Origin of the sequence: Pimelobacter simplex (assembly GCF_024662235.1) — a bacterium.
In the GTDB taxonomy this organism is placed as follows: domain Bacteria; phylum Actinomycetota; class Actinomycetes; order Propionibacteriales; family Nocardioidaceae; genus Nocardioides.
In genome coordinates this window covers 3,405,857-3,429,503 of record NZ_CP096276.1, presented here as the reverse complement: position 1 = coordinate 3,429,503, position 23,647 = coordinate 3,405,857, and the positions used below count along the sequence as shown (strand labels likewise).

The 23,647-nt window shown below is 72.4% G+C and carries 22 protein-coding genes; 14 read left to right on the top strand and 8 right to left on the bottom strand.

Going from position 1 to position 23,647, the window contains the following annotated elements:
* Positions 1–13: 13 nt before the first annotated feature.
* Entirely contained in the window at positions 14–922 is a 909-nt protein-coding gene (locus M0M48_RS16805) for a glycosyltransferase family 2 protein (RefSeq protein ID WP_257752014.1), read from the top strand.
* Positions 919–1,818 (top strand): glycosyltransferase family 2 protein, encoded by a 900-nt coding sequence (locus M0M48_RS16800; RefSeq protein WP_257752013.1) that lies wholly within the window; start codon positions 919–921, stop codon positions 1,816–1,818. Before M0M48_RS16805 ends, M0M48_RS16800 begins: the two co-directional genes overlap by 4 nt.
* Here the strand turns inward: M0M48_RS16800 and M0M48_RS16795 are convergent.
* Complete coding sequence (locus tag M0M48_RS16795; RefSeq protein WP_215814806.1) at positions 1,727–2,860, bottom strand: phosphatase PAP2 family protein; 1,134 nt, start codon at positions 2,858–2,860, stop codon at positions 1,727–1,729. The two genes, M0M48_RS16800 and M0M48_RS16795, sit on opposite strands and share 92 nt — an antisense overlap.
* An 86-nt stretch (positions 2,861–2,946) precedes the next feature.
* Between M0M48_RS16795 and glf the strand changes: the two genes are divergently transcribed.
* From glf to M0M48_RS16775, 4 genes are read left to right on the top strand one after another with little or no spacing between them, the layout of a single operon-like run.
* Positions 2,947–4,140 (top strand): UDP-galactopyranose mutase, encoded by a 1,194-nt coding sequence (gene glf, locus M0M48_RS16790; RefSeq protein ID WP_257752012.1) that lies wholly within the window; start codon positions 2,947–2,949, stop codon positions 4,138–4,140.
* A complete protein-coding gene (locus M0M48_RS16785; RefSeq protein WP_257752011.1) occupies positions 4,137–6,143 on the top strand; it encodes a glycosyltransferase in 2,007 nt (668 codons plus the stop codon). The genes glf and M0M48_RS16785 overlap by 4 nt, the downstream gene beginning before the upstream one ends.
* Positions 6,136–7,035 (top strand): ABC transporter permease, encoded by a 900-nt coding sequence (locus M0M48_RS16780; protein WP_257752010.1) that lies wholly within the window; start codon positions 6,136–6,138, stop codon positions 7,033–7,035. The genes M0M48_RS16785 and M0M48_RS16780 overlap by 8 nt, the downstream gene beginning before the upstream one ends.
* A 1-nt stretch (position 7,036) precedes the next feature.
* The gene (locus M0M48_RS16775) at positions 7,037–7,810 is read left to right on the top strand and encodes an ABC transporter ATP-binding protein (RefSeq protein WP_257752009.1); all 774 of its coding nucleotides are present in this window, start codon (positions 7,037–7,039) and stop codon (positions 7,808–7,810) included.
* Between the two features lie 167 nt (positions 7,811–7,977).
* Here the strand turns inward: M0M48_RS16775 and M0M48_RS16770 are convergent, their stop codons facing one another.
* A complete protein-coding gene (locus M0M48_RS16770; RefSeq protein ID WP_257752008.1) occupies positions 7,978–8,577 on the bottom strand; it encodes a hypothetical protein in 600 nt (199 codons plus the stop codon).
* Positions 8,578–8,881: 304 nt separating this feature from the next.
* On the opposite strand from M0M48_RS16770, the gene M0M48_RS16765 reads away from it, so the two are divergent.
* Positions 8,882–10,966, top strand: a complete 2,085-nt coding sequence (locus tag M0M48_RS16765; protein WP_257752007.1) for an N-acetylmuramoyl-L-alanine amidase — start codon at positions 8,882–8,884, stop codon at positions 10,964–10,966.
* A 43-nt stretch (positions 10,967–11,009) separates the two neighbouring features.
* On the opposite strand, the gene M0M48_RS16760 is transcribed toward M0M48_RS16765, so the two are convergent.
* A complete protein-coding gene (locus M0M48_RS16760; RefSeq protein ID WP_257752006.1) occupies positions 11,010–11,735 on the bottom strand; it encodes a TIGR03089 family protein in 726 nt (241 codons plus the stop codon).
* Positions 11,736–11,759: 24 nt separating this feature from the next.
* Here M0M48_RS16760 and M0M48_RS16755 point away from each other — a divergent pair, with 24 nt between their 5' ends.
* Complete coding sequence (locus M0M48_RS16755; protein ID WP_257752005.1) at positions 11,760–12,839, top strand: mannose-1-phosphate guanylyltransferase; 1,080 nt, start codon at positions 11,760–11,762, stop codon at positions 12,837–12,839.
* Between the two features lie 225 nt (positions 12,840–13,064).
* On the opposite strand, the gene M0M48_RS16750 is transcribed toward M0M48_RS16755, so the two are convergent.
* From M0M48_RS16750 to cofD, 3 genes are read right to left on the bottom strand one after another with little or no spacing between them, the layout of a single operon-like run.
* Complete coding sequence (locus M0M48_RS16750; protein WP_257752004.1) at positions 13,065–13,814, bottom strand: DUF3105 domain-containing protein; 750 nt, start codon at positions 13,812–13,814, stop codon at positions 13,065–13,067.
* A gap of 46 nt (positions 13,815–13,860) precedes the next feature.
* A complete protein-coding gene (gene cofE, locus M0M48_RS16745) occupies positions 13,861–14,838 on the bottom strand; it encodes a coenzyme F420-0:L-glutamate ligase (RefSeq protein WP_257752003.1) in 978 nt (325 codons plus the stop codon).
* Positions 14,838–15,896, bottom strand: coding sequence for a 2-phospho-L-lactate transferase (gene cofD, locus M0M48_RS16740; protein WP_257759250.1), 1,059 nt, complete (start codon positions 15,894–15,896; stop codon positions 14,838–14,840). The genes cofE and cofD overlap by 1 nt, the downstream gene beginning before the upstream one ends.
* Positions 15,897–16,040: 144 nt before the next feature.
* Here cofD and M0M48_RS16735 point away from each other — a divergent pair, with 144 nt between their 5' ends.
* From M0M48_RS16735 to M0M48_RS16725, 3 genes are all read left to right on the top strand, one after another.
* The gene (locus tag M0M48_RS16735) at positions 16,041–16,295 is read left to right on the top strand and encodes a WhiB family transcriptional regulator (protein ID WP_038680682.1); all 255 of its coding nucleotides are present in this window, start codon (positions 16,041–16,043) and stop codon (positions 16,293–16,295) included.
* 118 nt (positions 16,296–16,413) lie between these two features.
* Positions 16,414–19,245: a glycosyltransferase family 2 protein gene (locus M0M48_RS16730; RefSeq protein WP_257759249.1), complete on the top strand. Its 2,832-nt coding sequence runs from the start codon at positions 16,414–16,416 to the stop codon at positions 19,243–19,245.
* Positions 19,238–20,692 carry a DUF5719 family protein gene (locus tag M0M48_RS16725; protein WP_257752001.1) on the top strand — a complete coding sequence of 485 codons (1,455 nt, stop codon included), beginning with the start codon at positions 19,238–19,240 and terminating at the stop codon, positions 20,690–20,692. The genes M0M48_RS16730 and M0M48_RS16725 overlap by 8 nt, the downstream gene beginning before the upstream one ends.
* A 213-nt stretch (positions 20,693–20,905) precedes the next feature.
* On the opposite strand, the gene M0M48_RS16720 is transcribed toward M0M48_RS16725, so the two are convergent.
* A complete protein-coding gene (locus tag M0M48_RS16720; protein ID WP_257752000.1) occupies positions 20,906–21,085 on the bottom strand; it encodes a hypothetical protein in 180 nt (59 codons plus the stop codon).
* Between the two features lie 15 nt (positions 21,086–21,100).
* Positions 21,101–21,544 carry a metallopeptidase family protein gene (locus M0M48_RS16715; RefSeq protein WP_257751999.1) on the bottom strand — a complete coding sequence of 148 codons (444 nt, stop codon included), beginning with the start codon at positions 21,542–21,544 and terminating at the stop codon, positions 21,101–21,103.
* Between the two features lie 50 nt (positions 21,545–21,594).
* Between M0M48_RS16715 and M0M48_RS16710 the strand changes: the two genes are divergently transcribed.
* From M0M48_RS16710 to M0M48_RS16700, 3 genes are all read left to right on the top strand, one after another.
* Positions 21,595–21,972 carry a DUF3499 domain-containing protein gene (locus tag M0M48_RS16710; RefSeq protein ID WP_257751998.1) on the top strand — a complete coding sequence of 126 codons (378 nt, stop codon included), beginning with the start codon at positions 21,595–21,597 and terminating at the stop codon, positions 21,970–21,972.
* A gap of 111 nt (positions 21,973–22,083) precedes the next feature.
* Positions 22,084–23,463: a phosphomannomutase/phosphoglucomutase gene (locus M0M48_RS16705; protein ID WP_257751997.1), complete on the top strand. Its 1,380-nt coding sequence runs from the start codon at positions 22,084–22,086 to the stop codon at positions 23,461–23,463.
* Positions 23,460–23,636: a Trm112 family protein gene (locus tag M0M48_RS16700; RefSeq protein WP_215814821.1), complete on the top strand. Its 177-nt coding sequence runs from the start codon at positions 23,460–23,462 to the stop codon at positions 23,634–23,636. The genes M0M48_RS16705 and M0M48_RS16700 overlap by 4 nt, the downstream gene beginning before the upstream one ends.
* The last annotated feature ends 11 nt before the right edge of the window (positions 23,637–23,647 follow it).

The window sequence follows — 23,647 nt, the reverse complement described above, 5'->3', positions numbered from 1 at the left end:
TAGGGTCTGCTCCGTGCGTGTGCAGGCCGTCGTGGTGACCTTCAACCGGTTGGCGATGCTGCAGCGACTCGTCCCGCGCCTGCGCGAGACCCCGGGGCTCGACCGGATCCTCGTTGTCGACAACGCCTCGACCGACGGCACGGGGGAGTGGCTGGCCACCCTCGACGACCCGCTCGTGGTGCACGAGACGCTGGCCACCAACACCGGCGGTGCCGGCGGCTTCCACCACGGCCTGGGCTGGGCGGTGCGCGAGGGCGCGGACCTGGTCTGGCTGATGGACGACGACGGGCTGCCCGCCCCGGACTGCCTCGACCTGCTCCTCGAACGGCAGCAGCGCGACGGCCTCGACTTCTGCGGCCCGGCCGTCCTCGCCGAGCAGGACCCGTCCCGGCTGTGCTTCCCGATCCGGCTGCCCGGCGGCACCCGCGTGGTGCACGAGATGGCGGCCGTCGAGGCGGCGGCCCAGGACGGCCTGATCGACGACGTCGTCATCCCGTTCAACGGGGTGCTCGTGACCCGCGACCTGGTCGAGCGGATCGGCCTGCCGCGCGAGGAGTTCTTCATCTGGGGCGACGACGTGGAGTACCTCTGGCGGGCCCAGGCCGCCGGTGCCGGGATCGCCACGGTCGTCGAGGCCCACTTCCTGCACCCGGCCACCGACGACCTCGGGACGCCGATGATGTTCGGGCGCACGACCTACAACCACACGCCGAGCGACCTCAAGCACTACTGCATGGCCCGCAACAACACGCTCAACCTGCGTGCCTACCGCGGCTGGGTGCACGTGCTGCTGTTCTGGCTCAAGACGGTGTGGTTCTACCTGTTCACCAAGCCCCGGCCGGCCCGGATCCCGCTCAGCGCGCGGGCCGCCGTCGCCGGGCTGCGCGGCGACTTCACCGGCCACCGGAGGTACCTGCGGTGAGCGCCGCCAGCGAGAAGGTCGCCGTCGTCGTCGTCACCTACAACCGGGCGGACCTGCTCGAGCGCATGCTCGAGGGCCTGGCCGGGCTCGACCGCCCCGCCGACGCGGTCGTCGTGGTCGACAACGCGAGCAGCGACCACACCCGCGAGGTGCTGGAGCGCAGCACGCTGCCGGGCCTCGTCGCGATCCACACCACCGACAACCTCGGCGGTGCCGGGGGCTTCCGGCTCGGGCTCCAGACCGCCTACGAGCGGGGCTACGACGTCATGTGGCTGATGGACGACGACGTCGTCCCCGCGCCCGACTGCCTGACCCGGCTGCTCGAGGTCGACGGCTCCTGCCTGATCGCGGTCCGCGAGGACCGCTCCGGCGCGCTGGTCGAGAAGGCCGCGCTCCGCTTCGACCTGCGCAACCCGCTGGCGATCCGGCCCAAGACGGCCAGCATCGACTCGACGTACGCCACGCGGGCGCAGATGCCCGCGACGGTCGAGGTCGAGAACGTCGCCTTCGAGGGCTTCCTGGTCCGGCGCGCGGTGATCGACCGGATCGGGCTGCCCGACGCGTCGTACTTCATCTTCTACGACGACGTGGACTTCGCCATCCGCGCCCGGCGGGCCGGCTTCACGATCCGCGCCGTGCGCGACGCCGTCCTGGTGCGCCAGCTGGACTTCGACCAGCAGCACGACCTGGCCGGCTGGAAGGGCTACTACATGTACCGCAACCTGTTCGCGGTGCACTTCCGGTACGGCGAGAACGCGCTCGTGCGCCTCAAGCCGTGGCTGGTCACGCTGGCGGTCGTCGTCCTCAGTCCGCTGCGGGGTGGTCGGGCAGAGGCGCGGAACGTGTCGCGAGCGCTCCGGGATGCTCGGGGGATGCGGACCCCGCCGGCACGCTGACCGGGTCCGGCACCAGCCGGGCGCGCAGGCCCACCCGGTTGCCGGTGGCGATGCCCGCGATCCAGACCGCGAACGCGCCCAGCGCGGCTCCGGCGATCACGTCGACGAAGAAGTGCCAGCCCAGGTAGACCGTCGAGAGCACGGTCAGGCCGAAGAAGGTCCAGGCGCTGATCCGCACCCACCGGGCCAGCTTGACCAGCTGCACGATGAGGCAGATCGTCATCATGATCCCGACGTGCAGCGAGGCGAACGCGGCGATCGTCTGGAGGCCCGACTCGCCGTGGCTGCCGAGGGTGGCCACCCGGTCGTCCCACATCGCGTTGGCGAGCTTGCTCACGTACGTGTCCGGCAGCGCCGCGAAGGTGCCCCGGTCGGAGTAGATCGGGCCGACGGTCGGCACCAGCACGTAGAGCACCGCGCCGAGCGCCCAGTCGACGGCGACCGCCGTGACGTACCACTCACCGGCACGGGTCTGCCTGGTCCAGACCAGGGCGATCGCGATGGAGACCGGGACCAGCGCGATCCACACGATGTAGACCGACGAGAAGAAGTGCGCGGCGAGCCCGGTGCCGAACCAGGCGTGCAGGACGGCGGCCGGGTCGTGGCCGGCGAAGAGGAACTTGTCCAGGTCGGCCAGCTGGGAGTCGAACTCCCGCTCGTGGACGAACGGCGCCATGCTCTTGACGTTGCGGAAGGCGGCGTAGCAGAGGTACCACGCGATCACGCCGTTGAGCGCGAACTTCCAGTGCGCGAGGGGCCAGCGCTCCTTGACGACCGTCTTGAACGTGCTCCGGACCCGGCCGGCCCAGCCGGCGCTCGGGCGGCCCACCGCCCACAGCGTGCGGGGGACCACGTCGAGGGCGATCGCGCCGAGCACGATCGCGGGAAACCGGATGTAGCCCGGGACCAGGCTGTCGGGATCCCGGATGGGGATGCCCTCGACCTGGGAGAAGACGACGGTCAGGACCGCGAGACCGAGCCCGGCGAGCCATGCCAGAGCGAACGACGGGGCGCCGCGGCGCCCCTCCTGGTGTCGATACACCAGAACAGGATATTCGTCACCTCCCCCCGTGGCGCACAGCGCGCCCGAATGGGGAAGGGATGGTGCATTCCGTAGACTCACGGATCGTGTCTTTCCCCTCGTCGAACCCCGACCTCGTCGTCGTCGGCTCCGGCTTCTTCGGCCTGACCATCGCCGAGCGCTGCGCCAACGACCTCGGGCTCCAGGTCCTGGTCATCGAGCGCCGCTCCCACCTGGGCGGCAACGCCTACAGCGAGCCCGAGCCCGAGACCGGTATCGAGGTGCACAAGTACGGCGCGCACCTGTTCCACACGAGCAACGAGCGGGTGTGGGAGTACGTCAACCGGTTCACGTCGTTCACCGGCTACCAGCACCGGGTCTACTCGACGCACAACCAGCAGGTCTACCCGCTGCCGATCAACCTCGGCACGATCAACCAGTTCTTCGACGCGGCGTACACGCCGGCGCAGGCGCGGGCCCTGATCAAGGAGCAGGCGAGCGAGCTGGGGGACAAGGAGCCGGAGAACTTCGTCGAGAAGGGCGTCTCCCTCATCGGCCGCCCGCTCTACGAGGCGTTCATCGCGCACTACACCGCCAAGCAGTGGCAGACCTCGCCCGAGGAGCTCTCGGCCGACATCATCAGCCGGCTCCCGGTGCGCTACAACTACGACAACCGCTACTTCAACGACAAGTACGAGGGCCTGCCCACCGACGGCTACGCCGCCTGGCTGGCCAAGATGGCCGACCACCCCAAGATCGAGGTCGTGCTCGAGACCGACTTCCTCGCCGACGACGTCGCCGACCGGTTCAAGGGCAAGGTCCCGATCGTCTACACCGGTCCGGTCGACGAGTACTTCGGCAACTCCGAGGGCCGGCTGTCGTGGCGCACCGTCGACCTGGTCCCCGAGGTCCTCGAGGTCGACGACTTCCAGGGCTGCTCGGTGATGAACTACCCCGACCCGGACGTCGACTTCACCCGGATCCACGAGTTCAAGCACTTCCACCCCGAGCGGACCTACCCCGAGGGCAAGACCGTCATCGTCCGCGAGTACAGCCGCTTCGCCGAGGAGACCGACGAGCCGTACTACCCGGTCAACACCGCGGAGGACCGCGAGAAGCTGCTCAAGTACCGCGACCTCGCCGAGCGCGAGCCGATGGTCCTCTTCGGAGGCCGCCTGGGCACCTACAAGTACCTCGACATGCACATGGCGATCGCCTCGGCGCTCTCGATGTACGACAACACGCTGCGCCCGCACTTCGCCGACGGCGCCGAGCTCAAGAGCGGCGGGGTGGACGCATGAGCGAGACCGCGACCGTGCGCCGGCTGCTCCAGCGCCAGATCCTGCCCGTCGACAGCGACGTCGACGTGCTGCCGCTCTACCTCGACCCCGACGAGGCCACCCTCGACGAGGACAAGTACGTCGTCGGCGGCTCGCGCGCGGCCAAGGAGCTCAACAACGCCTCGATCCGCCAGAAGACCTCCAGCGGCCGCGGCGTCCGGCCCGACCAGCTGCTCTCGCGCACCGCGGTCCAGGTCCCCTCGGGCGAGAAGCTCTCCTTCGGCACCTACTTCAACGCCTTCCCGGCCAGCTACTGGCGGCGCTGGACCGTGGTCGACGCCGTCCGGCTCGACATCACCGTCCGCGGTGCCGGGGCGACGGTCATCGTCAACAAGTCGATGGCCAACGGCCGCCAGCAGAAGGTCGACAGCACCGTCGTCGCGGCCGAGGGCCCGACCACGCTGAGCTTCGACCTCACGCTCGGCCCGTTCGTCGACGGCGGCTGGTACTGGTACGACATCGTGGCCGGCCACGGCGACGTCACCGTCGAGTCGGCCGAGTGGAGCGCCGAGGTCCCCGCCGATCGCGCCGCGCACGGCACCGTCGACCTCGCGATCACCACCATGAACCGTCCCGACTTCTGCGCCGAGCTGCTCGGCCAGCTGGGCACGGCCGAGCTCGCGCCGTACCTCGACACGGTCTTCGTGATGGAGCAGGGCACCCAGCCGGTCACCGGCAGCGAGTTCTTCCCGGCCGCGCAGGACGCGCTGGGGGACAAGCTACGGGTCATCGAGCAGGGCAACCTCGGCGGCTCCGGCGGCTACGCCCGCGGCCAGCTCGAGTCGGTCCGCAAGGGCACCGCGACCTACGCGATGATGATGGACGACGACGTCGTCTGCGAGCCCGAGGGCATCATCCGCGCGGTCACCTTCGGCGACCTGGCCCGCCGGCCCACGATCGTCGGCGGCCACATGTTCAGCCTCTTCGCCAAGAGCCGGCTGCACAGCTTCGGCGAGATCGTCCAGCCGTGGCGGTTCTGGTGGATGTCGCCGCTCGACAGCTACAACGACTGGGACTTCGGCGCCCGCAACCTGCGCTCCGCGCGGTGGCTGCACAAGCGCGTCGACGTCGACTTCAACGGCTGGTTCATGTGCCTGATCCCGCGCCAGGTGATCGAGGAGATCGGCCTCTCGCTGCCCCTCTTCATCAAGTGGGACGACTCCGAGTACGGCCTGCGCGCCAAGGCGGCCGGCTACCCGACGGTGACCTTCCCGGGCGCGGCCGTGTGGCACGTGCCGTGGAGCGACAAGAACGACGCCGTCGACTGGCAGGCCTACTTCCACCTCCGCAACCGCTTCGTCGCGGCGCTGCTCCACTCGACGTACCCGCGGGGCGGGCGGATGATCCGCGAGAGCATCAACCACCAGCTCGCGCACCTGGTCTCCATGCAGTACTCCACCGCCGAGCTGCGGCTGATGGCGCTCGAGGACGTGCTTGCCGGGCCGCACGCGCTGCACGGGATGCTCGCCACCCGCCTGGGCGAGGTCAACGCCTTCCGCAAGCAGTTCACCGACGCCCAGCTGCACGCCGACAACGCCGACTTCCCGCCGATCCGTCGCGAGAAGCCGCCGCGCAAGGGCAAGGACCTCACCGAGGTCCCCAGCCGCAAGTCGCAGCTGATCACCGCCGGCCTGGCGCCCATCCGGCACCTGAAGAAGCCGCGTCGCCTCTCCCGCGAGCACCCCGAGGTCGAGATCCGCGCGATGGACGCCAAGTGGTACCGGCTCGCGTCGTTCGACTCGGCCGTCGTGTCGATGAACGACGGCGCCTCGGCCGCGCTCTACGTCCGCGACAACGAGCGGTTCAAGGACCTGGTCAAGCGCACCGTCGCCATCCACGCGCGCTACCGTCGCGAGTGGGACGACCTGGCCCAGCAGTACCGGGCCGCACTCGGCGACATCACCTCGCCCGAGACCTGGGAGAAGACCTTCGCCCCCTGGACCGACGGAGGTGCCGATGACTGAGGCCGCCGAGAAGGTGCCCACCGCCGAGGAGGACCTGCCGCCGCTGCGGCCGCCGTCCGCGGACAACGGACTGTTCGCGGTCTTCCACCGCCGCTACCTGCTCAAGCTGCTCGTGCAGCGCGAGATCAGCGCGCGGTACCAGGGCTCGTTCCTGGGGCTGCTCTGGTCCTACATCAACCCGCTGAGCCAGTTCTTCATCTACTGGTTCGTGATCGGCGTGATCCTGGGCCAGCACCGCGGAGTCCCGAACTTCCCGATCCACCTGTTCGCGGCGCTCATCATCGTCCACTTCTTCAACGAGACCTTCGGCGCGGGCACCCGCTCGATCGTGCGCAACCGCGCCCTCGTGGTCAAGATGGCCATGCCACGCGAGATGTTCCCCGTCGCGACGATGCTCGTCTCGCTCTACCACGTCATTCCGCAGATCGTGATCCTCGGCGTCGCTGCTGCCCTGCTGGGCTGGCGGCCTGACGCGGAGGGTCTGGCAGCGCTCGTGCTGGCCCTGGCGATCATCGGCACGCTCGGCACCGCTGGGGCGCTGATGTTCAGTGCGGCGAACGTCTTCTTCAGCGACTTCGGCAACGCGGTGAGCATCTTCAACAACTTCGTCCGCTTCGGCGTGACGATGATGTACCCGTACTCGATGGTCCACGAGAAGTTCGGTTCGGCGGCGCAGTACTTCCTGCTCAACCCGATCGCCGATGCGGTCCTTCTCTTCCAGCGGGCCTTCTGGACCGGCACGCTCACGCCGAAGGAGCGCTCGGCGACCGGAATCATGCCGGACAACCTGATGCTGGTCGGCGTGCTCGCGTTGCTCGCCAGCATGGTGCTGCTCGTGATCTCGCAGCTTGTCTTCAGCCGGCTCGAGAACAAGATCCCGGAGCGACTCTGACATGGCGACCTCGATCGTGGTGGAGAACGCCACCAAGTTCTTCACCCTCCGCTACCACCGGACCTTCAAGGAGGTCACGGTCGCCAAGGTCAAGGGTCGCGCGACCGGACAGACCTTCAAGGCCGTCGACGACGTCTCCTTCACCGTCGAGCAGGGCGAGTCCATCGGCATCATGGGCCTCAACGGCTCCGGCAAGAGCACCCTGCTCAAGATGATCAACGGCGTCATGCGCCCCGACGAGGGCCAGATCCTCACCCGGGGCCGGATCGCCGGCCTGATCGCCACCGGGGCCGGCTTCCACAACCAGCTCTCCGGCCGCGAGAACCTCTACCTGAACGCGGCGATCCTGGGCATGAGCGAGGCCGAGGTCCGCCGCAAGTTCGACTCCATCGTCGACTTCGCCGAGCTCGGCCCGACCCTCGACGGACCCGTCGGGCACTACTCGTCGGGGCAGAAGGCGCGCCTGGGTTTCGCGATCGCCATCCACGTCGACTCCGACATCTTCCTGGCCGACGAGGTGCTCGCCGTCGGTGACAAGCCGTTCCGCACCAAGTGCATGCGCAAGATGAAGGAGGTTCGCGACAGCGGGCGCACCCTCTTCTACGTCAGTCACGCGGCCGCCTCGGTGCAGAAGATGTGCGACCGGGTCATCGTCCTGGAGCAGGGTCGGCTCGCCTACGACGGTGACCCCGAGGGCGGCATCAAGTACCTGCACTACGACGAGCCGGATGACCAGGACGAGCTGGCTGACGAGGAGCTCGGCAACGACATCTGAGCTGTCCGGCGCGAGCGCGTCCTCGCCTGCTCGGTGAGGCAGCAAGCTGCCCGGTGGCGGCTCTCGGCGCGCTGCCGCGCGCGCAGTCGACCTCCCCGCGGTGCGGGGTTGCTCGGCGGCCAGACCGTGGGCGCAGGCTGCGGGTGCGGCAGGCGGCCGGGCCCGGCTCAGTTGTAGCGGAGGCGGGGGCCGAGCTTGATGCCGGTCCGCGACACGTCGACCTTGCCGGCGCGGCGCAGGTCGTCGACGTTGAAGCGGCCGTCGGCGCGCTCCTGGAGCGCCAGGGCGCCGTACTTGACCCAGGTCGCCTTGCCGCCGCCGATGCAGACGCGGGGGAGGACCACGCGCACCCGGTCGGTGCGCAGCTTGGCGCGCACGGTCGTGGTGCGGCACGAGGTGGTGGCGCCGCCGACGGTGGTGACGGCGACGAACGGGCGTGAGCCCTGGGCGTCGTACGTGACGCGGTAGCGGCCCGTGGGGGTGCGCACGTCGGTGAGCAGCGCGTAGCCGGTGGGCCGCAGGTCGCGGAAGCGGACCGAGATGACGAGCCGCTTCTTGGCGAAGCGGGCGTCCGCGGAGAGCAGGTCGCGGGCGGCGTCACCGCGGGCCGGCGTACCGCGGTCGCCCTCGTCGGCGACCTTGCGGACGTCGCGGGCCTGGTCCCGGGCGCTCTGGCTGCCGGCGTACGCCGGGGCGGTGCCTGCCGCGGTGGCGACGGCGACCGTCGCGACGACGAGGGCGAGGGCGGTGCGCAGGGGGCGTGACATGGGGACTCCCGAGAGTCGAGGGGCGACGACGTCCGCATCATGGCACGCCGCTCGTGGCGTTCCCCAGGACGGGTCGCCGCCGTGCTTCAGCACGGGCGGGGGAGGGCCGATGAGAAATCTGGCAACGATCGGCGTGTCGAGTGGAAATTACAGCGTTGTAGTTACTCACGAGACCTTCCCAGACTCCTGTGACGCATGTGAAAGTTGCTACTCGTGTGACTCCTTCCCCGCCACACACGTCTGGAGCTTGATCATGTCGCCGTACCCCACGGAGATCCCTGAGCGCACCCGCCGAGGGCGGTTCGTGACGCTCTGCCAGCAGCTGTTCGCGCTCGCGGTCGTCGTGGCCGTGCTGACGCCGGCGGCGCGCACCGTGACCATGGACGTCCGCCCGGCACAGCCCGCCGGCGGCACCGGCACCGGCGCCACGGCCGGGGCGCGGACCGCCGAGGCGGAGGTCGCCCTGCAGTCGGCGAACGTGCCGACCGGCGAGGTGGACCCGGACGTCGAGGAGTACGCCCTGACGCCGCCCGCGGCGTCGGCGGTCCGCGGCCGGGTGGCGCTGCGGGCGACCACGGCGGCGCGCACCGGTGGCGGGTCCACGGTGACCAGTGGCGCCCTGCCGGTCTCGGGCTACGGCACCGTCGGCGTGACCTGGGCGCACGGCGTCGCGGTCGCCGACGACGCGATCAAGGTCAAGGTCCGCACCCGCAACGGCAGCGGCGCGTGGAGCGGCTGGACGGCGGCGGAGTACCACGACGAGCACGGTCCCGACCCGCGCAGCGCCGAGGGCCGGGGCACCCGGCCGGGCACCGACGCCGTCCTGGTCGGCGACGTCGACCAGGTCCAGGTCAAGGTGACCACCGCCAAGGCCGCCCCGGCGGACATGAAGCTCGCCGTCATCGACCCCGGTACGCCGACCGCGACCGCCCAGGAGAAGCCCGCGATCGACACCGCGCGCCTCGCCGGCGACACCCCCGGCACGCCCGAGACCCCGGGCACCGGTGGCGACGGTGACGGCGCGATCGAGCTCCAGGCCGCGACGTACACGCCGAAGCCGCAGATCTTCTCGCGCGCCCAGTGGGGTGCCGACGAGCGGCTGCGCGACAGCAGCCCGCCGCAGTACTACGAGGTGCGGGCCGGCTTCGTGCACCACACGGTCAACGCGAACAACTACACCAAGAGCCAGGTCCCGGGGATCATCCGCGGCATCTACAGCTACCACGTGCGCTCGCGGGGCTGGGCCGACATCGGCTACAACTTCCTCGTCGACCGCTTCGGCCGGATCTGGGAGGGCCGCGCGGGCGGCGTCGACCGTCCCGTCGTCGGCGCGCACACGGCCGGCTACAACAACTACTCGTTCGCGATGTCGGCGATCGGCAACTACGACATCACCCAGCCGAGCTCGGCGATGATCAACGCCTACGGCGCCCTGTTCGCCTGGAAGCTCTCGCTGCACGGGGTGAGCGCCTCGGCGACCAGCCAGGTGCTGGGCACCAAGAAGTTCAAGGCGATCAACGGCCACCGCGACGCGGGCTCGACCGCCTGCCCGGGCCGCTACCTCTACGCCCAGCTCGGCACCATCCGCACCCTCGCGGCCAAGGCCCAGAAGGGCTGGTCCGGGCGCGACATGATCGGCAACTACGTCGGCTCGGCCAATCCCGACCTGCTCGTCCGCAAGGCCAGCAACGGCCGGCTCATGCTGCTCGACGTCGTGCGCCGGGGCACGGAGTGGCGGACGGCCGGGCGGGTCAAGACCAACATCTTCGCGCCCTGGGCCCTGCAGGTCATGCGGGTCGGCGACTGGGACCGCGACGGCCGCAACGACGTGATGGCCATTCGCAAGTCCGACGGGGTCGCGGTGCTGTTCCGCGGCAAGAGCGGCGCGACCTTCTACCCGGGCGTCGACCTGCCCCTGCGGTTCCGCAATCTGGCGATGCTCGCGTCGGTCGGCGACGTGACCGGTGACGGCTATCCCGATCTCATGGCACAGCCCAAGGGCGACCGGATGCGGATCTACCCCGGCCGCGGGATGACCGGGGTCTCGCCCGGCTACCCGGCGTACAGCGCGGTGCCGGGCAGCCAGCTGATCGGCGTGGGCCTGTGGGACGCCGACGGCGCCCCCGACAGCCTGGTCCGCAACGGCAGCTCGCTGGTGCTCTACCGCGGCAACGGCCCCGGTGGCTGGGTCTCCGCGTCGACCATCAGCACCGCGGCGGCCAGTTGGGACTGGGTGGTCGGCCTGGGCACCATGCCGGGGACCACGACCAAGCTGGTGGCCGTGCGCAACAAGACCACCAAGGGCATCTACCTGGTCGCCCAGTCCGGAGGGAAGCTCGGCACCCCGTTGCTGGTCACCACCCGGCCGAACTTCGACCTGGCGGGCTGAGGGGAGACCTGGCAGTCCCGCACACCAGGCTTGTCCTGGTCGCCTAGGCGGGGAAGCGGGCCGTGACGTGCTCGGCGACGGAAGTCGCCTCGAGCTCGTGCGGTTCGGCCCGGGCGACCAGGACGAGTGACCCGCCGAGTGCGAGCGGCTCACTCAAGGTCATCGGCTCCGTGACGGGGTCGGCGACCGACAGCAGGCGGCCGCCGCCGGACAACCGGCCGGCGGCCGCCGCCGTCCACAGCGCGGCCTGGTCGAGCCCGGCGCCGGCGCCCGGGCCGGCGTACGCCAGGTCGTCGGGGGTGGGCGGGTCCCAGGGCGTGAAGGCGTCCGGCTGGGACCAGATCTCCACGCCGACGTCGTGCACGCCGGCCGGCAGTGGCTCCGCGAAGCGCACGCCCAGGGGCAGCAGCGCGCACGCGAGCACGACGAGGTCGCCAGCCTCCGGCGCCCACCGCGCGAGCGTGTCGGGGCCGCAGACCACGGCGGCGAGCCCCCCGTCGTCCACCGGTACGACGGCCAGCCCGGCGCTCCAGGCGGCTCCCAGGAAGACGGTCCCCAGCCAGTGCGGCGGCAGGTCGACGGCGATCCGGTCGCCGCGCTCGAGCCCGAGCTCGTCGACGAGCAGCGAACCGGCCTTGGCCACCCAGTTGGCCCACGTGGTCGTGGACAGCTCGACGCGCTCGCCCGTGGCGTGGTCGTAGAAGGTCACCAGCGGCTTCCCGGGATCCTGGCGCAGGCGCTGGGCGAGGACGGCGGCGAAGGTGGTCACGAGCCCGAGGATAGGGTGCCGCCCATGGTCGCTGACGAGATCCCGGGCTTCTGGGCAGTCGTTCCCGCCGGCGGCGCCGGTACCCGCCTGTGGCCCCTGTCCCGCTCGGGCTCCCCGAAGTTCCTCCACGACCTCACCGGGTCGGGCCGCTCCCTGCTGGAGCAGACCCACGACCGGCTCGCGCCCCTCGTCGCGGACCGCCTCGTCGTCGTCACCGGCGTGGCCCACCAGGACGCCGTCCGGGCCCAGCTCGGCGACCTGCCCGCCGACGCCGTCCTCGCCGAGCCGTCGGCGCGCGACTCGATGGCCGCGATCGGCCTCGCCGCCGCCGTCCTGGAGCAGCGCGGCGCCGAGGTCATGGGCTCCTTCGCCGCCGACCACGTCATCACCGACGCCGACGGCTTCGGCCGCGCCGTCACCGAGGCCGTCGCCGCGGCCCGCGACGGCTGGCTCGTCACCATCGGCATCGAGCCGACCTTCCCGTCGTCCGCCTTCGGCTACATCCGTCAGGGCGACTCCCTCGCCGGCCACCCCACCGCCCGCCAGGTCGCCGAGTTCGTCGAGAAGCCCTCGGTCCCGGTCGCCGAGGAGTACCTCGCCACCGGCGACTACCGCTGGAACGCCGGCATGTTCGTCGTGCGCCCCACCGTCCTCCTCGACCTCCTCGCCGAGCAGGACCCCACCTTCGCCGCGAACCTCCGCGCCATCGCCGCCGACCCCGCCCGCCTCCCCGACCTGTGGGACAAGCTGCCCCGCATCGCCATCGACCACGCCGTCGCCGAACCGGCCGCTGCCGCCGGCCGCGTGGTCACCATCCCGGGCGCCTTCGGCTGGGACGACGTCGGCGACTTCGACTCCCTCGCCGGCCTGCTCGGCGACGAGGAGGACTGCACCGTCCTCGGCGACGCCGCGCTCGCGCAGGTGATCGGCGCCAGCGGGATCGTCGTACCGGGGTCGGGGCGGGTGGTCGCCGTGATCGGGTTGGACGACGTGGTGGTCGTGGACACGCCCGACGCGCTGCTGGTCACCACGCGGGCCCGGGCTCAGGAGGTCAAGAAGGTCGTGGCCGCGCTGAAGGACCAGGGGCGGGCCGACCTCACCTGAGCCGCCTGCCGCCGAGGTCGCAGGGTTCTCCCCGCGAAGTGGCACGTTCCGGCGGGCGAAGTAGCAGGGTTAGCCCTCTGAGGTTGCAGGTTTCCTGGGGCGAGGTTGCTGGGTGGCTGGTGAGCTGGGTTGCGGTGGCGGCCGCGCCCGCCGACGCAACGAGGGCCTGGGTCAACGTCTCCGTTGACCCAGGCCCTCGCGTACGACGGTCGGCGCCGCGCCGCCTCAGTAGGCGTACGGCTCCGGCGCGTCCGTGAACGGGTACTTGTCCATGAAGGTCTTCAGCGCCGCGCCGCTGACCTCGGAGCAGTACTGCCACGCGCCGTACTGCTTCTGCGTGGTCGCGTCGATCCGCCAGTGGGTCAGCGCGATGTGCTGGCCCTTGGGGAAGCTGCCGCCGTCCTTCTTGGTCCACGGGACGGCCTTGAACTTCAGGCGCTGGTTGGTGTCGTTGGCGTCCATGATCTTGGCGATCGAGCGGATCGCGGCGATCTCGCCGGAGTTGTCGGCGACCGAGGTGTCGTACCAGAGGACGGTGTAGCCGTGCTCCAGGTTGTGCACGATCGACTCGAGCTCGGGGCGCGAGCTGGAGGTGTAGAACCGGTCGGTGATCGGGGCGGGGGCGACGCCGGCCTCGTTCCAGTGGGGGCCGAAGGCGGGCGGGACGTCCTTGTACTCGACCTGCTGGCCGGTGGGGACGTGCTCGCCGCTGCCGTTGGCGTCCTTCTCGGTGATGTCACCGCAGACGCTGGCGGCCGCGCCGATCTCGCCGACCGACTTGCCCTTCCACTTCTGGGTGTCGATGATCTCGCGCACCTTCGGGTACGCCGCGGCGCCCACGATCAGGACCGCGACCAGGATGCACACGCCGACGATGGCCATGCCCTGACGCCGGTCGGCGCCCTTCTGCTTGCGCCGGATCTCGTCGATGACTTGGCGGCGGTCCGACTTCTCGGACTTGCTGGACTTGGCCACGTGCGGGGTACCTCGTCTTGGTGGTAGCGGCGGAATCGCGGTGAGTCTACGGAGTCAGCGGTCGAAACCGCAGTTCGGTGTCCGAGACGGCGCTGGTCGGGGTGTCGCCGACGGCCGTCCAGCCGTGGGCGAAGGCGACGATGTCGGCGGCTGCACGGCGCCCCGGATCAGCCTGTACGTCGGCCGGGCCCGCCGTGCGAGCGGTGATCCCGGCGCGCTGGAGGGCGTCGACGAAGTCGGGGGCGGAGACCGGGTGGCCGAAAGGCGTACGGGCGTCCGGATTTCCGGCGACGGCCTGGATCACGGCCTCGCGGGCGCCGTACCCGAAGAGGTCGGCGCCGTCGGCGCGGATCAGGACGCGGGCGCCGGGGCCGTCCTCGCCGGGGGGCAGGACCAGGTCCGCGCGGCCGCGGACGACGGCGCAGGGGCGGGCGCCGAGCTTGCCCTGGGCGAGCTCGACGGCGGAGGCGATCTCGTCGGCGACGGCGGGGGCGGTGACGGCGAGCTCGTTGCCGTGGGCGTCCACGCGGCCGGCGAAGGACTCCAGGACCTGGATGCCCGCGGCGCCGATGGCGATGTCGGTCTGGCCCTCGCGCCAGGTCCGGCCGGCGGTGTCGGTGACGACGACGCCGACGTTGCGGCCGGTGCGCTCGGCGACGGCCGCGCGCAGCCGCCGGGCGGAGGCGTCGGGGTCGAGGGGCAACAGGACGACGGTCCCGGCGTCGACATTCGAGGCGTCCACACCGGCCGCGGCCATGGTCAGGCCGAGCCGGTTGCGCACGATCCGGGTGGGGCCGCGGCGGGCGACGAGGCGCTCGGTCTCGGCGTCGACCCAGTTGTCGCGGTCGCCGGTCTCGATCCGGCCCTCGGCCTTGCTGACGACCTTGCTGGTCACCACGAGGACGTCGCCGTCGGCGAGCGCGTCGGGGCCGAGCGCCTCGATGGCGCTCAGGAGCGCGGCGGCGAGGTCGTCGCCGGGGCGGACCTCGGGGACGCCGTCGGGCGCCACCACCTGCAGCCGCATCAGCGGACCAGCTCGATCGCCGCCGCGGCCATCGCGGCGGTCGCGTCGTGGTCGGTCATCATCAGCGGTACGGCGGCCGCGGCGATCCCCGCGGCCTCCAGGCGGGCCACCTGGGCGGCGTCGCGCTCGTCGACCAGCCAGCCGTCGAGGACGCCGCCGGCGCTGCGGGCGCCGTAGTTGAGCCCGACGCCGGCCGCGCTCACCTCGACGCCGATCGAGGTCAGCATCTGCTCGGCCATGCCGCGCACGTGGCTGTCGCCGACGATGGGGGACAGGCCGACGACCCGGGCGGTGGTGGCGCGGACCGCCTCGCGGATGCCGGGCACGGCCAGGATCGTGCCCACCGAGACCACCGGGTTCGACGGCGGGAGCACGACGAGGTCGGCTCCGGTGATCGCCTCGACCACGCCGGGAGCCGGAGTGGTCTGGTCCATCCCGACGAAGACGACCTGCTCGGCGGGCACCGCGGCGCGCAGCCGGACCCAGTACTCCTGGAAGTGCACGACGCGCTTGCCGCTGGGGGAGTCGGGGTCGCTCACGGCGACGTGGGTCTCGACCCGGTCGTCGGTCATCGGCAGCAGCGTGAGGGCGTCGCCGTAGGCCGGCTCGAGCCAGCGCCGGCACAGCGCCTGGGTCACCTGGGACAGCGGGTAGCCGGCCTCCAGCATCTGGGTGCGCACCAGGTGGGTGGCGATGTCGCGGTCGCCGAGACCGAACCAGGTGGGCTCCACGCCGTACGCCGCGAGCTCCTCCTTGGCGCTCCAGGTCTCCTCCCGGCGCCCCCAGCCGCGGTCGAGGTCGATGCCGTCGCCCAGCGTGTACATCACCGTGTCGAGGTCCGGGCACACCTTGAGGCCGTGGACCCACCAGTCGTCGGCGTTGTTGGCGACCACCGTGACGTGGGCGTCCGTGGCCACACCCGGTAGTGTTCCAGCGGCGATGCCATGGAGCAGGCCCTGCAGGAACCGGGCTCCGCCCATGCCGCCCGAGAGGACGGTCAGCTTCCGCAGAGGTCCGCCGATGGGACCAGCGGCTGTCGCGTCAGGAGTCGATTCCACGGGGGTCAACTGTGCCGTGCCCGAAAAGGGCAGCGTGCACGGGGGCGCCTATAGCAGACTCGACCTTGACTGTTTGGGTATGACACGTATGTAATTCCAGTGGTGTCGTTCGGGACACCGGGTCGAGTCGTAAGGGGCGAAATCGTGAGGGAACTGTTCCTGGTCGAAGCAGATTCCGACGAGCTGGGGTGGCAGGAGCGTGCGTTGTGCGCGCAGACCGACCCCGAGGCGTTCTTCCCTGAAAAGGGGGGATCGACGCGTGAGGCCAAGAAGGTCTGCCAGACCTGTGAGGTCCGCGTCGAGTGCCTCGAGGCCGCGCTGGGCAACGACGAGCGCTTCGGCATCTGGGGTGGCCTGTCGGAACGTGAGCGTCGCAAGCTGAAGAAGCGCGCCGTCTGAGCGCGGCGGAGGAGACCGACGGCACGTCGTCGGCCACGACTGACGGTTCGCCCCCTTCGGGCCGTCAGACGTAAGGTCGGGCATCGTGTCGGAGCATCCAGAGGTCGCCTGTCTCCTCGTGAGCCACGACGGAGCGTCCTGGCTTCCGGCGGTCCTCGACGGCCTGCTCGCGCAGATCGCCCCCGTGGCGCGAGTGGTGGCCGTCGACACCGGCAGCCGGGACGGCAGTGCGGACCTGGTCCGCACCGCGCTCGAGGGACGGGTCCCGCTCACCGTCCGCGCGCGTCCCGGTGACACCGGATTCCCGGACGCGGTCGCCGACGGACTGGTCGCGCTCGCCGAGGCCGGCCACGAGCCGGAGTGGATCTGGATCCTCCACGACGACGCGAACCCCGCGCCCGACGCGCTCGCCGAGCTCCTCGCCGCCGCCGCGGCCCGGCCGGACGCCGACTTCCTCGGCCCCAAGCTGCGCGAGTGGCCCTCGCTGCGCCGGCTGCTCGAGCTCGGCGTCACCATCAGCGGCACCGGCCGGCGCGAGACGGGCCTGGAGCGCGGCGAGTACGACCAGGGCCAGCACGACGAGGTCCGCGAGGTGCTCGCGGTCAACTCCGCCGGCGTCCTGGTCCGCCGTACCGCGCTCGAGGAGCTGGGCGGCTACTCCCCGGAGCTGCCGATCTTCGGCAACGACCTCGACCTCGGCTGGCGCGCCGCTGCGGCCGGGCGGACCACGCTCATCGTGCCCTCGGCCGTCGTCTTCCACGCCGAGGCGGCCCACCGCGGCATCCGCCGCACGCCGCTGACCGGGCGGCACACCCATTTCCAGGAGCGCCGCGCCGCGCTCTTCACGCTGCTGGCCAACGCCCGCGGCGCGACCCTGCCCTTCCAGACGATCCGGCTCGTGCTCGGCACGCTGCTGCGCGTGGTGGGGCTGCTCTGCGTCCGCGCGGTCGGCGAGGCGCTCGACGAGCTCGCCGCCCTCATCTCCGTGCTGCGCCACCCTGGCCGGATCCGGGCCGCGCGCCGCGCGCGCACCGGTACCGGCGACCGGGCCCGGGTACGCCGGCTGCTGGCGCCCTGGTGGCTGCCCTACCGGCACGGCCTCGACTTCGTCGGCGACCTCGTCGCCGCGGCGACCAATCAGGCCGCCGACGTCGCCGACCGCCGCCTCGCCGCGGCCGCCGAGCGCGGTGCGGCCAAGGCGCCGCCGGCGGCCCGGCACCGCGACGAGGAGGACGAGTTCGCCGACACCGGCATCGTCGTCCGCTTCTTCACCAGCCCGGTCGCCGTGGCGACCGCGATCACCGTCATCGCGCTGCTCGTCGGCGTGCGCGACGTGGTCGGCGGGATCAGCGGCGGGGCGCTCTCGCCCACGCCCGACGGGATCGGCGCCTGGTGGGCGCTCCACGTCGAGGCGAACCACCCGATCGGCTTCGGCTCGGCGGTGCCCGCGCCGCCGTACGTGCTGCTGCTGGCGCTGCTCGGCATCCCGTTCGGCCCCTCCCTGCTGATGTCGCTGCTCATGGCGCTGGCCGCGCCGTTCGGGCTGTGGGGCGCGTGGCGCTTCCTGCGGGTCGTCGGGCGCCTGGTCACGCCGTACGGCGCGCCGCGCTGGCTGCTCCTGTGGGGCGCGGTCACCTGGGCGCTCGTCCCGCTCGTCGCCGGCGCCTGGGGCGGGGGCCGCTGGGGGATCGTCGTCGCCGCGGCCGTGCTGCCCTGGATGGCGCACAGCGCCCTCGGCTTCGCCGACCCCGACGCCGCCCACCGGCGCCGCGCGGGCTGGCGGACCGGCCTGCTCCTCGCCGTGCTGACCGCCGTCGCCCCGCCGGCCTGGTTCGTGACCGCCGTCCTGGTTGCCGTGCTGCTCGGCTGCGCGGTCCGGCTGGTGCCCGGCGAGGCGCGCGACCGCACCGTGTGGGGACCGCCGGTCGCCGCGCTGCTGGTGCCGCTCGTCGTCCTCCTGCCGTGGTGGCTGCCGGCCCTGCTCGAGGGCGCCGCCGCCGGCACCCTGCTCGACATCGGCCGCTGGCCGACCGCCGCCACCTCCGGCTGGGACCTGCTCGCCGGACGCCTGGGCGGCCTGGGTGCCCCCGCGTGGATCGGGTTCGCACTGCCGGTGCTGGCCCTCCTCGCGCTGATCCCGCGCGCGACCCGGATCTCCGTCATCTTCTGCTGGCTGGTCGCCGCGATCACCGCCGTGGTCGCGATCCCGCTCGCGGTCACCCGCGTCGACCTGAGCGGGACCACCTCGCAGCAGCCCGGCCTCGGCGTGGTGCTGCTCTTCCTGGCCGGTGCCTGGGTGAGCGCCGCCGTGCTCGGCGGCCTGGCCCTGCACCACCTCGGCGACCAGGCCAAGCCTGCCCAGGCCGGCCTCGCGCTGGTCGCCCTCGCCGGGATCGTCGCCCCGCTCGCCGGGCTCGTCTGGTTCGCCGGCTGGGGGAGCGAGGACCTGACGGACCCGCCGCCGTCCGACGTCCCCGTCTACATGGCCCAGCGCGCCGAGCAGGCCGAGCAGGACGGCGTCCTCGTGCTGCGCGGCAGCATCGACGACGGCGTGCGCTACGAGGTGCGCCGCGGCGACGGACCGACCGTCGGCGAGGACGAGATCGCCGCGCTCACCCCCGAGGACCCCGCGGTGAGCGCCACCATCCGCTCGCTCGTCACCTCGCCCGATCCCGACGCCGTGGCCGAGCTGTCGAAGCGCGGCATCCTCTACATCGTCCAGGCCGCCCCCGCCGACGGCGCGGTCGCCGCCAGCCTCGACGCCACCTCCGGCCTGGTCCAGGCCAGCTCCGAGCGCGGCACCCGCGCCTGGCAGGTCACCCCGGAGCCCGGCCCGCTCCCGGACGACGGCTCCTGGCTGCGCTGGATCCTGCTGGCCCTCCAGGGCGCCGCGATCCCCGTCCTGGTCGTGCTGGCCCTGCCGCCGCTGCGAAGGAACCGCGATGACTGACCCCACCCCCACCCCGACTCCGGCTCCCGCGCCCTCCGGTCCCGGCCGGCGCGCCTCGGTGGTCCGGCGCCGCCGGGTCGACATCCTCGTCGCCCTCGCGATCGGCCTGCCCACCGTCGTCGCCCTCGGCATCGGCGCCATCGGCGGCGAGGACTCCCCGCAGCCCGGCGGTGTCCGCCCGCCCACGAGCTCGGCGCTCACCTCGGCCACGACCGTGTGCCCGGCCGGCCTCGAGCCCGGCCCGGTCCCGGTCCGGGTCGGCCGCAGCCCCGGCGTCCCTGGCGGCGACCTCGACGTCCTGACCGGCGCGCCCACCGCGACGACCGTCACCGAGGCGGCGCCCGTCACCGTCACCGCCGACGCGACCGCCACCGTGCCCGGCAGCACCGGCGCCACCGTCCTCACCGGCAAGGGCGAGGCCGCACCCGGCATCGTCGCCGGCCGCGGCGAGGGCCTCGCCGTCCCCGAGTGCCGCGCCCCCTCGTACGACGAGTGGCTGGTCGGCCTCGGCGCCAGCGCCCGCTACGCCACCACCGTCGAGCTGGTGAACCCCGACGACGGCGAGGCCGTCGTCGACATCGCCCTCTCCGACGCCTCCGGCCCCGTCGAGGAGCCCGCCCTGCGCGGCATCCAGGTCCCCGCGCACGGGGTGAAGCGGATCGACCTCAGCGCGACCGCGCCCCGTCGTACGCTCACGGCGGCTCATGTCACCGTCATCCGCGGCCGGGTCACCACCACCGCGCGCACCACCCGCGACCCCCTCGGCCGCGGCCGGGTGAGCACCGAGTTCCAGCCCACCCAGGCCGAGCCCGACACCAGCAACCTCATCCTCGGCCTCCCCGCCAAGCCCACCGGCGCGACCCTCTTCATCGCCAACCCGGGCCAGGACGAGGTGCGCGCCACCGTCCGCCTGGTCACCACCGATGCCACCTTCACCCCCACCGACGCCGAACCGATCTCGGTCGCCCCCGGCGCCATGGCGACGGCCGACCTCAGCAAGCTGCTGGCCGGCAAGAGCGGCGAGGGCGTCGTCGGCGTCCTCGTCGAGTCCCCGGACCCCGTCGCCACCTCGGTCCGCCTGCTCCAGAGCTCCGACCTGGTCCTGCTCGCCCCCGCGATCGACGTCCGCGAGCCCACCGCCGCCGTCCTCCCCGCGGGCGCCAAGACGCTGCTGCTCGGCGGCGCCCAGCGCCCGGGCGTCGTCCACGTGACGTCGTACGACGCGGCGGGGGCGCAGCTGCGCGACGACCAGGTCGAGGTCGCCCCCGACCGGGCCGCGTCGCTCGCGCTGCCGCCGGGCGCCGTACGGGTCGCGGTGGAGGCACGCAACACCCGCGTCGCCGGGGTGTTCTCGATGCCCGTCGCCGGGCGTCAGGGCGGGCTCGCGACGCTGCGGCTGCGGCCGGCCGAGACGCACGCGCGGATCCCGGTGGTCGCGCCGCAGTAGCGGGCCTCAGCCCCAGAAGTCCGCCTGCGTGTGGGTGGTCAGGTCGGAGAACGCGAGACCGCGCAGCCCTGCGAGCTCGGCCTCCGAGGCCTCGAGGTCGATCACCGAGGCCCGGTCGGCTTCCCGCCCGACTGCAGCACCTCGACCGGACCGGGTGGACGCGCAGGCCGAACGCCCGGCAGACGTCGAGGAACCGCTCCGAGGCCAGCCAGTTCAGGTCCCAGTAGTCAAGGTCGAGCACCGGTGCCGGGCGGTGTAGACGTAGCCGGACGGCACGTCCCCCGGCGGTCCGGGGCGGTGGGCGTCCCACGACCACGGCTGGTTGAGCTCGCCCTTCAGTACGACGGGGCAGCCCCGCGCCCCGGGCGCACAGCCCACGATCCACAGCCTCATCGGCCAGGCCGCGCCTCAGTCGTCGTCCGACGGGTACCGCGGGTCGACGTCGCTCGGCTCGATCCCGAGCAGCTCGGCGACCTGCTCGACCACCACGGTCAGCACGATCGCCTCCAGGTCGGCACGGTCGGCCGCCCGGTGCTCCAGGGGCCGCCGGAACACGACGAGCCGGGTCGGCCGGCTGCCGGAGCCGCGGACCAGCGAGGAGAGGGGCACCCGGCCGGAGTCCCAGTCGTCGGGCAGGTCGGGGGTGTCCTCGACGGCGTACTCGACCAGGCCGAGGTGGTCCGACCAGCGCTCGTCGATGGCGGAGACGACATCGAGCATGATCCGGTCGAAGGTCTCGCGCGAGCTGCGGGGGACCGGCGGCTGGTGCCCGGTCTCGAGCGGGAGCACGGCGGGTCCGCGCATGCCGCGCCCACGTCGGTCGCGCCGGCGGCGGGGGACGAGCTGCTCCACGTCAGCGAGCCTATCCACTCCACGAGGCTCGGGGCGGTAGCGTCTGCCGCGTGAGCGCGAGTCCGGCACCCCAGAGCCTGCGTACGTGTTCGCGTACGGCCTGTGCCCGTCGCGCCGTCGCCACCCTGACCTACGTGTACGCCGACTCGACCGCCGTGCTCGGCCCGCTGGCGACCTTCGCCGAGCCGCACGCCTACGACCTGTGCGACGTCCACAGCGAGCGGCTCTCCGCGCCGCGCGGCTGGGAGGTCGTCCGGCTCTCGCTCGGCAACCAGCAGCAGGGGCCCAGCAACGACGACCTGCTGGCGCTCGCCGACGCGGTCCGCGAGGCCGCGCGTCCGGTCCGCCGCGAGCCCGTCGAGGCGCCGCGTGAGCCCGGACGTGAGGTGGCTCGCAAGGGCCACCTGCGCATGCTGACCTCTGATTGAGACCGAGCCCGTCTCCGGCGCAGGTTGGGGCAGCAAGCTGCCGGGCGGCGCCTCTCGCCGTGCTGCCGGTCGGAGTAACTGCGCCCCACCGCCGTGCACTAAGGTCGCCGCATGGCCAGTGCCACCACGTCCCCGGACAACCTGAGCAAGGTCTTCAAGGCCTACGACGTCCGTGGCATCGTCGGTGAACAGCTCGACGAGGAGCTCGCCCGCGCCGCCGGTGCGGCCTACGTCGCGGTGCTCGGCATCGACGCGCTCGTCATCGGCTACGACATGCGGCCCAGCTCGCCCGCGCTGGCGGGTGCCTTCGCCGACGGGGCGACCACGGCCGGCGCCGACGTGACGATGATCGGCCTGGCCTCGACCGACCAGCTCTACTTCGCCTCCGGGCACCTCAACCTGCCGGGCGCGATGTTCACCGCGAGCCACAACCCCGCGCAGTACAACGGCATCAAGATGTGCCGGGCCCTCGCGCAGCCGGTGGGTGCCGAGAGCGGCCTGGCCGAGATCCGGGACCGGGTCGCGGCCGGATCGCCGGTCGCCGCGAGCGGACGCTCGGGGTCGATCGGGGAGCACGACGTGCTCCAGGCCTACGCCGCGCACCTGCTCTCGCTCGCTCCCGTCGCCGGGCGCCGGCTCAAGGTCGTGGTCGACGCCGGCAACGGCATGGCCGGGCACACCGCGCCGGCCGTCTTCGAGCGGCTGGCCGGCCAGGTCGAGATGATCCCGATGTACTTCGAGCTCGACGGCACCTTCCCCAACCACGAGGCGAACCCGATCGAGCCCGCCAACCTGGTCGACCTCCAGAAGCGCGTGATCGCCGAGCGCGCCGACATCGGGCTCGCCTTCGACGGCGACGCCGACCGATGCTTCCTGGTCGACGAGCGCGGTGAGCTGGTCTCGCCGTCCACGCTGACGGCGCTGATCGCCGCGCGCGAGCTCGCCAAGGAGCCCGGCGCCACGGTGATCCACAACCTGATCACCTCGCGCGCGGTGCCCGAGATCGTCACCGAGCTCGGCGGTACGCCGGTGCGCACGCGGGTCGGCCACTCCTACATCAAGGCGACGATGGCCGAGACCGACGCCGTCTTCGGCGGCGAGCACAGCGGTCACTTCTACTTCCGCGACTTCTGGCGCGCCGACTCCGGCATGCTCGCCGCGCTCCACGCGCTGGCCGCGCTCGCCGAGTCCGACCGTCCGCTCTCCGACCTGCTCCGGGCCTACGAGCGCTACCCGCTCAGCGGCGAGATCAACAGCACCGTCGCCGACCAGGACGCCGTGCTCGCCGCCCTCGAGGAGGCGTACGGCGCGCAGGACGGCGTCACCATCGACAAGCTCGACGGGCTGAGCATCGGCCACGCCGACTGGGCGTTCAACGTGCGCGCCTCCAACACCGAGCCGCTGCTGCGGCTGAACGCCGAAGGAAAGGACGAGCCCACCATGGCCCGAGTCCGTGACGAGGCCCTCGCGATCATCCGGAGCGGCAAGTGAGCGCCCCGGAGGTCTCCCCGGAGCTCCTCGCGATCATCGTCTGCCCGTCCTGCAAGGGCGAGCTGACGCTCACCGAGGTCCCCGAGCTCGCCTGCTCGGGCTGCGGACTGGTCTACCCGGTGCGCGACGGGATCCCGGTCCTGCTGGTCGACGAAGCCCGCAAGCCGGCCTGAGGCAGCCTGCG